Origin of the sequence: Lutibacter sp. (assembly GCF_033723435.1) — a bacterium.
In the GTDB taxonomy this organism is placed as follows: Bacteria; Bacteroidota; Bacteroidia; order Flavobacteriales; family Flavobacteriaceae; genus Lutibacter.
Genome location: NZ_JAWVXC010000002.1, coordinates 72,431 through 86,319 on the forward strand (window position 1 = coordinate 72,431; position 13,889 = coordinate 86,319).

Annotated in this window: 6 protein-coding genes; all 6 read left to right on the forward strand. The window is 29.8% G+C overall.

Going from position 1 to position 13,889, the window contains the following annotated elements:
* Positions 1-73 precede the first annotated feature (73 nt).
* The 6 genes from gtfA (at position 74) to sprA (ending at position 13,883) form a co-directional block, all read left to right on the forward strand.
* Positions 74-1,504, forward strand: coding sequence for a sucrose phosphorylase (gtfA, locus tag R3342_RS03185; RefSeq protein ID WP_318938227.1), 1,431 nt, complete (start codon positions 74-76; stop codon positions 1,502-1,504).
* A 20-nt stretch (positions 1,505-1,524) separates the two neighbouring features.
* A complete protein-coding gene (locus R3342_RS03190; protein ID WP_318938228.1) occupies positions 1,525-2,907 on the forward strand; it encodes an MFS transporter in 1,383 nt (460 codons plus the stop codon).
* Positions 2,908-2,933: 26 nt separating this feature from the next.
* Positions 2,934-3,794, forward strand: coding sequence for a carbohydrate kinase (locus R3342_RS03195; protein WP_318938229.1), 861 nt, complete (start codon positions 2,934-2,936; stop codon positions 3,792-3,794).
* A 136-nt stretch (positions 3,795-3,930) separates the two neighbouring features.
* On the forward strand, positions 3,931-6,207 hold the full coding sequence (locus R3342_RS03200) for an NADP-dependent malic enzyme (protein ID WP_318938230.1): 2,277 nt from the start codon (positions 3,931-3,933) through the stop codon (positions 6,205-6,207).
* Positions 6,208-6,245: 38 nt separating this feature from the next.
* Entirely contained in the window at positions 6,246-6,827 is a 582-nt protein-coding gene (ruvA, locus tag R3342_RS03205) for a Holliday junction branch migration protein RuvA (RefSeq protein ID WP_318938231.1), read from the forward strand.
* 3 nt (positions 6,828-6,830) lie between these two features.
* Entirely contained in the window at positions 6,831-13,883 is a 7,053-nt protein-coding gene (gene sprA / locus R3342_RS03210; protein ID WP_318938232.1) for a cell surface protein SprA, read from the forward strand.
* Positions 13,884-13,889 lie beyond the last annotated feature (6 nt).

Below are 13,889 nucleotides of genomic sequence, written 5' to 3' on the forward strand. Positions count from 1 at the left end.
TAACTGATTTTGTTAAGAATCCGTTTTCATTGTTTTGTTCGTATTACAAAACTAAACTAGAAAATACTAATACATGAAAAATCAAATTCAATTAATTACTTATATTGATAGATTAGGATGTAAAAATATAGATGAACTAAATAGTCTATTTAAAAATGAATTTAAAGGATTATTTGGAGGGATTCATTTATTGCCTTTCTTTTATCCAATAGATGGAGAAGATGCAGGTTTTGACCCAATAGATCATCAATTAATAGACCCAAGATTTGGGGATTGGAATGATCTAAATAAATTAAGTAAAGAAGTAGATATAATGGCTGATGTTATTGTAAATCATATTTCGGCAAAATCACATCAATTTAAAGATTATATTGATAAAGGGAACAAATCAAAATATGCTTCTATGTTTTTAAGTTTTGATAAAGTTTTCCCCGATGGAGCTTTAGAAAATGATTTGTTAACTATTTCTAGACCAAGATTAGGTTTTCCTTTTACACTATTTAAATTAGGAGATGGAACTCATAAATTAATTTGGACAACCTTTACAAGTAATCAAATTGATATCGATATAACTAGCAAAATAGCAACAAAATATTTAGATGATATTTTAACAACATTTCAAAAAGCAGGTGTAAAAATGGTTCGTTTAGATGCAGCTGGTTATGCTGTTAAGAAAAAAGGAACTTCATGTTTTATGATTGATGAAACCTTTGATTTTATATCACAATTAACTCAAAAAGCTAAGCAAAAAAATATTGAGGTTTTGGTTGAAATACATTCGTATTACAAAACACAAATTGCTATTGCTAAAAAAGTGGATTATGTATATGATTTTGCACTCCCTGTATTAATTTTTGACACGTTATTTAATAAAAAAACAAATAATTTAAAAAAATGGTTGAAAATTAGACCAAGTAATGCAATTACGGTACTCGATACTCATGATGGAATAGGAATTATTGATGTAGCTTCTGAAAACAAAGCGCCTGGCTTGATAGATAATGAAACATTAAATCAAATTATAAATCAAATTCATGTAAATAGTGAAAATAATAGTTTAAAATCTACAGGAACAGCAGCTTCTAACCTCGATTTATATCAAGTAAACTGTACATATTTTGATGCGTTAGGTAAAGATATAAACGCTTATTTAATAGCGAGAGCTATACAATTTTTTATTCCAGGTATACCACAAGTATATTATGTTGGTTTGTTTGCTGGCGGTAACGATATGGAGTTACTAGAAAAAACAAATGTAGGAAGAGATATTAATAGACATTATTTTAGCAAAAATGAAATTAATATACAATTGAAAACGCCGTACTTTAAAAAACTTAAAGAATTAATATTGTTACGAAATAATCATAATGCATTTAATGGAGAATTTCATTTGTTAGAAACAGAAGAAAACATTTTACATATAAAATGGATTACAAATAATGATTGGGCTGAACTAATTATTGATTTGTTAGAAATGAAAATGCAAGTTAAATTTTCAGAATAATAAACAAGATTAAATTAATTATGAAATTCAATAAACCACGATTAAGTTTTTGGAATATTTGGAATATGAATTTTGGATTTTTTGGAATTCAATTCAGTTTTGGGCTTCAACAAACTAATATGAGCGCTATTTATAAATATTTAGGAGCTCATGAAGCTGATTTGCCATTATTGTGGTTAGCGGGCCCTGTAACAGGTCTTTTAGTACAGCCTATTATTGGAGCTTTAAGTGATGGGACTTGGTCTCTAAAATTTGGAAGAAGAAAACCATATTTTCTATTAGGAGCTGTATTAGCAAGTATAGCTTTAATATTAATGCCTTTCTCCAGATCTTTATGGATGGCAGCTGGTTTATTATGGATTTTGGACGCTTCCAATAATATTGCATTAGAACCTTATCGTGCATTTGTTTCCGATAAATTACCCGAAGAACAACATTCTTTAGGATTTTTAATGCAAAGTTTTTTTACAGGGCTAGGTATTACATTGGCTAATTTTACGCCTGCTATTCTTATTGGTTTTGGTTTTTTTGCATTAACAGATACTTTTGAAAATGGAATACCCATTTCTACATATTGGGCATTTTTCATTGGTGCAGTTGCCTCTATTGGAACGGTATTGTTTTCAGTTTTTACCACTAAAGAATATCCACCTACTGAAGAAGAATTGATAAAACTAAATGAAGAAAAAAGTAAAGGAAATGTTATTATTAGAACCATAAAAGATATTGCTTTAGCTATTAAAGAAATGCCTTTGCAAATGAAACAACTTATACCAGTAATGTTTTTTTCTTGGTATGCCATGTTTTGTTACTGGATGTTTATAACTTCTGCATTATCTTTAAATCTTTTTAATACACTTAATGAAAATTCTGTTGGATTTAAAACAGCCCAAATTTTAACAGGGCAGGTTAATGGAACTTATAATATAGTTTGTTTTATGGTTGCCTTTGCGTTAGTACCATTAGCTAGAAAAATTGGAGCAAAAGGTGTTCACTTTGTAAGTTTATTAATAGGAGGTATAAGTGTTTTTTGTATTCCATTTTTAAGTAATGTTGATGTGCTTTTTACCATTCCAAATTTTTTTGAGGGTGGAAATATTGAAATTCCAACATTGTATTTGTTTACTTTTGGTCTTGGAGTTACTTGGGCCTCAATGATGTCTATGCCATATCAATTATTAGCAGGTTCTGTACCAAAAGAAAGGACAGGTGTTTATATGGGGATTTTTAATATGTTTATTGTAATTCCTATGATTATTCAAATATTTTCAGTTGAATTTTTTGTATATAATTTAGTAGGAAACAATCCTATAAATATTATAAAATTAGCAGGTATATTTTTAGTGTTAGCAGGTGTTTTTACCTTGTTTATCAAAATAAAACCCCATGAAGTTCAAGTGTAATATATATTGTAAATAATTGTTTTTTAATGAAAAATAAAACTTTTACTGTAGTTGGTATTGGAGAATTATTGTGGGATGTTTTGCCTAATGGTAAAGAATTAGGAGGGGCGCCAGCAAATTTTTGTTATCATGCAAGTTACTTTGGTGCAAATTCATTTTTAATTAGTGCTGTAGGAGATGATCTTTACGGAAATGAAATTATATCAATCTTAAAAAAAAGAAATACAAATTATGCAATAAACATTGTAAAATATCCAACAGGAATAGTTTCGGTAAAACTTAAAAAAGGAATCCCAACGTATAAAATTCATGAAAATGTAGCTTGGGATTTTATCCAACTTAAAAATGAAGCAATTCCCGCTTTAAAAAATGCAGATGCAATTTGCTATGGAACACTTTCGCAAAGGTCTAAAACCTCTTTAAAAACTGTTCAAAAAGCAATAAGTTTAGTTCCCAAAACAGCACTTAAAGTTTTTGATATTAACTTAAGAGCATCCTATTACACAAAAGAAATAATAGAAGACACTTTAAAATGTTCAAATGTTTTAAAATTAAATGATGAAGAGTTAATTGTTTTAACTAAAATGTTTGATTTAAAAGAAGATCAAGAAGAATCGTGCAAACAGCTTTTAAATAGATTTGGTTTAAAATTAGTAGCATTAACTAACGGCTCTAAAGGGAGTATACTTTTCACAGAAAATGAAATTTCTAAATGTTCAGTGCCAAAAATTAAAGTTATAGATACTATTGGTGCTGGCGATTCGTTTACAGCGGCATTGATAATGGGAATTTTAAATAAAAAAACTTTAAAAGAAACACACGAAACAGCAGTAAAGCATGCTGCTAAAATTTGTTCAGGTAAAGGAGCTACACCAGTTATAACTTAATACTTCTGAATATAAGATAATTTCAATAAAAAATAATATGTTTTTTAGGTTACAAAACAAATAATTAAGACCTATAATTCTTAATTAATCGTTTAAATCTATCTATCTTTGTATGAAGATTTCAAATAGAAAAAGTATGAGTAATTCTAAAAAACGAAGCGAAGCTTTATTATATCATGAAAAGCCTACGCCAGGAAAAATTCAAGTTGTACCTACTAAAAAATATGCTACTCAAAGAGATTTATCTTTAGCATATTCTCCTGGAGTAGCAGAACCTTGTTTGGAAATTGAAAAAAATCCAGATGATGTTTATAGATACACCGCTAAAGGTAATTTAGTTGCGGTAATTTCAAATGGGACAGCAGTTTTAGGGTTGGGAGATATTGGAGCTATGGCAGGAAAACCTGTTATGGAAGGTAAAGGATTGTTATTCAAAATATTTGCAGATATCGATGTTTTTGATATTGAAGTTGATACCAAAGACGTAGATAAATTTGTGGAAACAGTTAAAAATATTTCTCCAACATTTGGTGGTATAAATTTAGAAGATATAAAAGCACCGGAAGCTTTTGAAATAGAAAGAAGACTAAAAGAAGAGTTAGACATTCCTGTAATGCATGACGATCAACATGGTACTGCTATTATTTCTGCAGCAGCATTAAAAAACGCTATTGAAATTGCAGAAAAAGATATTTCAAAAGTAAAAATAGTAGTTAGTGGAGCAGGAGCAGCAGCAATTTCTTGCTCACGTTTATATTTAGCGTTAGGAGCTAAAAGAGAAAACTTAATAATGTGTGACAGCAAAGGAGTTATTAGGAAAGATAACGAAAATTTATCTTCTCAAAAAGCAGAATTTGCTACAGATAAAAATATAAAAACGCTTGAAGATGCAATGATCGGAGCAGATGTTTTTATAGGACTTTCAATAGGTAATTTGGTAAAGCCAAAAATGTTACTTTCGATGGCTAAAAACCCAATAGTTTTTGCTTTAGCAAATCCAAATCCTGAAATAGATTACAATTTAGCTGTAAAAACTAGAAAAGATGTTATTATGGCAACGGGACGTTCAGATTATCCTAATCAAGTTAATAATGTATTAGGATTTCCTTATATTTTTAGAGGTGCTTTAGATGTTAGATCCACTAAAATTAATGAAGAAATGAAGTTGGCAGCAGTTCATGCTTTAGCAAATTTAGCTAAAGAACCTGTGCCTGAACAAGTAAATATTACATACGGAGAAACTAGTATTCAGTTCGGAAAAGATTATATTATACCAAAACCTTTTGATCAAAGATTGATAACTGAAATCCCACCAGCTGTTGCAAAAGCAGCTATGGAATCAGGTGTAGCAAAAGAACCTATAAAAGATTGGGATGCTTACAGAGATAATTTAGCGGAACGTTTAGGAACTGGAAGTAAGCTTATGAGAATGATAATGAGTAAAGCCAAAACAGATCCAAAAACTATTGTTTTTGCTGAAGCAGATCATTTAGATGTGTTAAAAGCAGCTCAAATTGTTCATGATGAAGGAATTGGAAAACCAATTTTATTAGGTAACAAAGAAATTATTGAAGAATTAATGAAAGAAATTAATTTTGATGTTGATTTACCTATTATTGATCCAAAATCAGATGAAGAAATTGAAAGAAGAAGTAGATATGCTTATGACTATTGGAAGAAAAGACAACGTAACGGAATTACATTATTAGCTTCAGAAAAATTAATGCGCGAACGTAATTATTTTGCTGCAATGATGATTAATGAAAAAGAAGCAGATGCTTTAGTTACGGGTTATACTAGAAGTTATCCTTCTGTAGTAAAACCAATGATTGAACTTATTGGAAAACAAAGAGGGGTTAACAGAATATCAGCAACTAATATTATGTTAACTAAAAGAGGACCAATATTCTTTTCAGACACAGCTATAAATATAAATCCAACTGCAGAAGAGTTAGCTAATATTACTTATATGACAAGTGTAGCTATTAAAATGTTTGGATTTGATCCGCAAATAGCAATGTTGTCGTTTTCAAATTTTGGATCTTCAGATTCTGATTTAGCAGAAAAAGTTTCAAAAGCAGTTCAAATAATGCATAAAAAACATCCAAGCATAAATGTTGATGGAGAAATCCAAGCCGATTTTGCATTAAATCCTAAAATGTTAAAAGAAAAATTCCCTTTTTCAAAATTAAATGGTAAAAAGGTAAATGGATTAGTTTTTCCTAATTTAGAATCCGCCAATATAGCTTATAAATTAATGAAAGAATTTAATGAAGCGGATTCTGTTGGGCCTATAATTATGGGGCTTAAAGAACCTGTTCATATAATACCACTTGGGTCAAGTGTTGATGAAATGGTACACATTGCATGTATAGCTATTGTACAAGCTCAAGAAAAATCTAAAAATAAATAATATTTTATTACATTTGGATTTAATAGAAAAGTTATTATATGATAACTCATATTAGAGGACGTTTAATAGAAAAAAATCCAACCTATGCCATTATTGAAACTAATGGCATAGGTTATTTTTTAAATATATCTTTAAATACTTTTTCCCAAATTACAGATAATGAATCTGTTATTTTATACACTTATTTATCGGTAAAAGAAGACTCACACACATTATTTGGTTTTATTGATAAAACAGAACGAGAAATTTTTAAATTATTAATTTCTGTTTCAGGTGTAGGACCAAGTATTGCCAGAACAATGTTGTCTTCAATGTCAACTGACGAAATTCAACATGCAATAGCATCAGGAAGTGTAGATATTATACAGTCGGTTAAAGGAATTGGAGCTAAAACCGCACAAAGAGTTTTGGTGGATTTAAAAGATAAAATTTCAAAGACTTATATAACTGATGAAGTTTCTGTAGTTCAAAACAATACGAATAAAAATGAAGCGTTATCAGCATTAGAAGTTTTAGGATTTTCTAAAAAACAATCGGAAAAGATTATCGATAAGATTTTAAAAGAAGACAGCACTTTAAGTGTTGCTCAATTAATTAAAAAAGCGCTAAAAATTTTATAAAATTTGGGAAAAACAAAATTTATATTAAATATATATTGGTCATTTCTCTTGCTTGTTTTAACTGCTCAAGGTTTAGAAGCGCAGACAACCCCTCCTGTATTTAAAAATGCGGATACTACAAAAATAGCGCATGATACACTAGCTTTAAAATACCCTTTTAAACATAAAGATGAAGGAGGTTTGTTTTTGTCAGATCCATCCAAAAAAGAAGTTTTTTATGATCCAGAGTTAAAACGCTACGTAATAGTCGAAAAAATAGGAGATTATAATATAAAGTATCCCGTGTATATGTCTCAAGAGGAATACAAAAACTATCGTTTAAAAAAGGATATGTTGGGATATTTCAAAACTAAAATTAGTTCTTTAAATAGTAAAAAGAAAGGAAGTGCTCAGGCTCAAAAAAATTTATTGCCAACGTATTATGTAAACTCAAACTTTTTTCAATCCGTTTTTGGAGGAAACACAATTGAAGTTAATCCGCAAGGTTCGGTATTAGTTAAATTAGGCGGTTTATACCAAAAAGTAGATAATCCACAACTTTCGGAACGAAATAGAAGTAGTTTTACCTTTGATTTTAATCAAGAAATAAATGCCAGTATAATGGCAAAAGTTGGACAAAGATTAAAAATTGGAGCACAATACGATACGCAATCTACTTTTAATTTTCAAAATCAAATAAAATTAGAATATACACCAACGGAAGATGATATTCTTCAAAAAGTAGAAGTAGGTAACGTTAGTATGCCGCTTAAAAACTCTTTAATTGTTGGAGCGCAAAGTTTATTTGGTGTTAAAACACAATTACAGTTTGGTAAAACTACCGTAACAGGTGTTTTTGCTGAACAGAAATCTCAAACACGTTCTGTGGCTGCACAAGGTGGATCTACCATTCAAGAGTTTGAATTAAGAACTACCGATTATGATGATAATCGACATTTCTTTTTAGCGCAGTATTTTAGAGATAATTATGATAATGCATTAAAAGATTATCCATTAATAAATAGTCCAATAAATATTACTAAGGTTGAAGTATGGATTACTAATAGGAACTCAACAACAACAGATGTAAGAAATATTGTTGCATTAGCGGACTTAGGAGAAGGAGATCCAAACAATATTGGTCCAGCAAATGTTACTCCAGTTCCAGGAGAGGTTCTTCCATCAAATGGGGCTAATAATTTATCTTCTATTTTAACTACCACAAATCCTGTAAGGAATATTGCAACAGTTAGTAATGGGCTTTCGCCTTATTCGATGCAGCAAGGTAGAGATTACTCAGTATTAGAAAATGCTATTAAATTAAATCCAGATGAATATACAATAAATCCACAATTAGGATATATTTCGTTGAATAGAAGATTAGCAGATTCAGATGTTTTGGCTGTAGCTTTTGAATATACAGTAAGTGGTGATCCTGAGGTACATCGTGTTGGAGAATTCACTAGTGATGGAATTACAGCTCCTGACAATATTGTAGTAAAATTATTACGAAGCGAAATAATAAGCACACAAATTCCAATGTGGAATTTAATGATGAAAAATGTGTATTCATTACAAACGTATAGAATGAATCCAGATGGATTTAGACTAGAATTATTATATGCTGATGATGCAACAGGAGTGGAAACAAATCGCTTACAAAATGCTCAAACTACGGGTGTTTCAGATAAAACATTATTGAATTTAACAGATGTTGATAAACTTGACCAAAATCAAACCTATACACCAGGAGGTGATGGTTATTTTGATTATGTAGAAGGCGCAACAGTTAATTCAGAAAAAGGATTTATTATTTTTCCTACCGTTGAACCTTTTGGTAAAAATCTACAGACTAAGCTTACAGACCCAGCAGATGATGTTTATGTTTTTAATGAATTATATCAAAATACGCAAACAGCAGTAAAAAATAATTATCAGCAGAAAGATAAATATGTAATTAAAGGATATTTTAAATCTGAAAGTGCAAACGGGATACCATTAGGAGCGTTTAATGTTCCTCAGGGATCTGTTAGAGTTACTACTGGAGGAAGAGAATTAGTTGAGGGTGTAGATTATGTTGTTGATTATCAAATGGGAAGAGTTCAAATTGTAAATCCTAGTTTAGAAGCATCTAATGCACCAATTGAAGTTTCTGTTGAAAACAACGCTACATTTAATTTACAAACTAAACGATTTTTAGGAATCGATATTGAGCATAAGTTTTCTGATAAGTTTATAGCAGGTGTTACCCTTTTAAATTTAAATGAAAAGCCAATTACACAAAAAGCATTATTTGGACAAGAGCCAATAAATAATACTATTTTTGGTCTAAACGCAACTTACGGAACCGAAGTTCCGAAACTAACAAAATGGGTAAATAAATTGCCAAATATAGATACCGATGTTGCTTCAAACTTTTCAATTAGAGGTGATTTTGCATACTTAAAACCAGGTTCTCCAAAACGAATTAGTTTAAATGGAGAAGCAACTTCTTACATTGATGATTTTGAAGGTTCTCAAATTCCACTTGAATTAAAATCTATTTTGCAATGGCAAATGGCAAGTACACCTCAATACCAAACTCAGTTTAATTTAAATGGAGATGCAACCGATTTATCTTATGGATATAAAAGAGCAAAATTGGCTTGGTATGTAATTGATCCATTGTTTTATGGAGGCACATCTTTAAAACCTGGAAATATAGATAATGCAGAATTATCTAGAGATGAGGTTAGAAGAATTCGATATGAAGAATTATTTCCAAACCAAGAACTTGATTTAACACAATCAACTATTGTTAGAACTTTAGATTTAGCCTATTTTCCAAATGAAAGAGGAAGCTATAATTACGATACCAATAATGTTGGTGTAGATGGAAAATTTACGGATCCACAAGATAGATGGGCAGGAATTACAAGAGCTTTAACCACAACAGATTTTGAACAGTCGAATGTAGAATATATTCAATTCTGGTTAATGGATCCTTATGAAAACTATTCTATAACTAATGAAGAAGGATTGCCTGTGGGAGTTAATCCAAATGATCCAGCAAATCAAGTAGGAGATATTTATTTTGATTTAGGAAATATTTCGGAAGATGTTTTAAAAGATGGTAGAAAAATGTATGAAAATGGATTACCAGCAGATCCGTTAAGTACTAATAATACAGCGCCAACTATTTGGGGTAAAATTCCTACGAATCAATCCTTGTTATATGCATTTAGCGATAATGATAATGAACGATTAAACCAAGATGTTGGGTTAGACGGTTTAAATGATGAACAAGAAATTCAGCAATTTGGAACTGCTTTTGGAACTGACCCTTCAAATGATGATTATTCCTATTTTAGAAGTTCAGAATATGATGCTAATAATGCAACCATAATTGAACGTTATAAAAAATATAATAATACTCAAGGAAACTCTCCAACCAATAATTTATCGCCAGAAAATTACCCAACATCAGCAACAACATTTCCTGATACTGAAGATATTAATAAAGACCAAACCATGAATTCGGTAGAAAGTTATTATCAATACAAAGTATCAATGAATAAAAATGATTTGGTAGTTGGTAAAAATAATATTGTTGACGAAAAAAATGTAACTGTAAAATTAGCAGATGGAAGTGAAAGAACATCACGATGGTTACAATTTAGAATTCAGGTAACTACACCAGACGAGGTTATTAATAATATTACCGGATTTAATTCTATTCGTTTTATGCGAATATTTTTAACCAAATTTAAAATGCCAGTAGTTTTACGCTTTGGTGAATTACAATTAGTTAGAGGAGATTGGAGACGATTTACTAAAACACTAAACGAAAATATAGTACCTCCACAACCGTTAACTAATACACAATTACAGGATTTTGAAGTAGGTGTTGTAAATATTCAGGAAAACGAAAATAAAACTCCAATACCATATGTATTACCTCCAGGAATACAACGTGAGATTTTAAGAGGAAGTACTACTTTACAAAAACAAAATGAACAATCCTTAAGTTTAAAAGTTTCCGATTTACAACCTAATGAAACTAGAGCAATTTTTAAAAATGTAAGTGTAGATTTAAGAATGTACAAACATTTAAAATTATTTGTACATGCAGAAGGAGTACAAACAAAACCACAGGTTCAAAATAACGATTTAAAAGCTATTATTAGAATTGGTAGCGATTTAAATGATAACTATTATCAAATTGAAAAAACACTTACCGTTTCAGATTATACCGCTAGTACACCTTTAGAAATTTGGCCTGAAGAAAATAATATTGATGCTTTGCTTGAATATTTTGGAAAACTAAAATTATTACGTTTTGATGCTGGTGTAGCTCCAAATATTTTATATCCTGCAGAAGGAGTTCCATCTCCAATTAGTGGTTTACAAGGTTATGAAATTAGGGTAAAAGGAAACCCAAATTTAGCCAATCTTAAAACCATTATGTTAGGTGTAAAAAACGTTTCTAATAATAATCAATCCGCTGAAATTTGGTTTGACGAAATGCGAGTTTCAGAATTTGATAATCAAGGAGGATGGGCTGCAGTTGTAAACGCTGACGCGAATATTGCAGACTTTGCAGATGTATCTGTAACTGGTAGAATGGAAACAAAAGGATTTGGTAGTATTGAACAACGAGTAAATGAAAGAAGCCAAGAAGATACAAAACTTTACGATATTGTAACTAATGTAAATGTAGGTAAGTTGTTGCCAAAAAAATGGGGCATTCAAGTACCTTTAAATTATAGCATATCGGAACAATTTAAAGATCCAAAGTACGATCCTCAATATCAAGATGTGTTATTTAATGACGCTAAATCAGTTAATCCACAAAGCAAACAATCACGTGATTATACAAAACGGAGAAGTATAAGTTTAATTAATGTTCATAAAGAACGAAATCCATCAAATAATAAAAAAACTCATTTTTATAATATTGAAAATGTAGCAGTTTCATATGCGTATAATGAAACCTATCATCGTAATTATAATATTCAAAAATTTGTAGATCAAAATGTTAGAGCATCTGTAAATTATAATTATAGTTTCGAGCCAAAAAGTTTAGTGCCATTTAAAAATTGGAATTTGTTAAATAATAAATATCTGAAGTTTATTAAAGAATTTAATATCAATTTACTTCCTTCAACAATTTCTGTAAACTCTAATATTATTAGAAGTTATAATGAACAATTATCTAGAAGCTTAATAGTAGGCTTACCACAATTGCCAACTTTAAAACAACGAAGATTTTTATTTGATTGGGATTACACAGTTGGTTATAACTTAACAAAATCGTTACAATTTAATTTTAGAGCTACAAATAATTATGTTTACGATGATTTTTTACCTGTGGATGATGTAAAGATATTTGATAATTTCTTTACAATGGGACGTCCAAATCATTATCACCAATCTTTAACAGGAACCTATAAAGTACCAATTAATAAATTACCTTACTTAAACTTTATTAACGCAGATTATAATTATACAGCTGACTTTGATTGGCAAGCTGCATCAAAATCGTATGTAGAAACAATTGGTAACGTAATTCAAAATGCAAACACAAGTACCATAGGTATGGATTTTGATTTTAATAAATTCTATAAAACTATTGGTTTAACAAAATTGATGAGTGGCAATAAAAAAGCTAAAAGAATAAAAGGAAAAGGAGCCAAACAAAATGTTCCTATTGCAGGAAGAACTATAAAACCGAAAAAGAAAAAAACACTTGGTGGTAAAATTGGTAAAGGGTTTTATGATATACTAACTTCAGTTAAAAAAGCTAGATTTAATTATACTGAAAATAACGGAACATTTTTGCCAGGTTATAAACCAGAAATTGGTTTCTTAGGAAGAAATAATTACGGTGGAAGTTTAGCACCAACTTTTGGATTTGTTTTTGGAAGTCAAATAGATATTAGGCAAAAAGCAGTTGAAAACGGATGGTTGTTATCTCGTGATGTTAATGATCCGTATTACAATAAAACATATAGCAGAACTCATTTTAATAAATTAGATGTATCCTTAAATGTTCGTCCATTTAAAAATTTTGATATAGAATTACAAGGTAATAAGACATATACTAAAAATATGTCTCAACAAATTGATGTAGTAAATAATGCCTTAATTACGGATTCACCTATTACAGAATTTGGCAACTTTAGTATTAGCCATAACATGTTAAAAACAGCTTTTAAAAATAGCGAAGCCACTTTTCAAGAGTTTAAAAACAATCGGTCAATTATTGCACAGCGTTTAGCAGCGGAAACAGGTCAGCCAATTAGTGGTTATGGAGAGACTAGTCAACAAGTTATGTTGCCTGCATTTTTAGCTGCTTATTCAGGACAAAAAGCATCTAAAGTTAAATTATCGCCATTTAGAAATATTCCTATTCCTGGGTGGAATATAACTTACAAAGGCTTTATGAAAATGAAGTGGTTTAAAAAACACTTTAGAAGTTTCTCTATTGCTCACAGTTATAATTCATTATATTCCATTACTAGTTTTAGCAATAATCTAGCTTATAATAATTCCGATCCTTATAGCCAAACGGATATTTCTGGCAACTATTTTAGCAAAACATTATTCACTAATGTAAACTTGTTAGATGAGTTTTCTCCACTAATAAAAGTAGATATGAAAATGAAAAATTTTGTATCTTTGTCCGGTCGAATTAATAAGGATAGAGGGCTTACTTTAAACTTTAATAATAATACGATTACTCAAATAAAAGGTACGGAATATGTACTAGGATTAGGGTATAGAATTAAAGATTTGGCAATGAAGTTTCGATTTGGGGGAGAAGTAACCAAAGTTAAAGGAGATTTGAATTTAAGAGCAGATTTATCATTAAGAGATAATAAAACAGTTATTAAAGCTATAGATGAAGATAATAATCAGGTAACAGGAGGACAACGATTATTATCGTTAAAATTCTTTGCTGATTATGCTTTAAATAAAAACTTAACAGCGTCTTTTTATTTCGATCAAAGTTCATCAAAATATGCAATTTCAACTACTTTCCCAAGGCAATCAATAAGTACTGGGGTAAGTGTTAGATATATTATAGGAAATTAATAAACT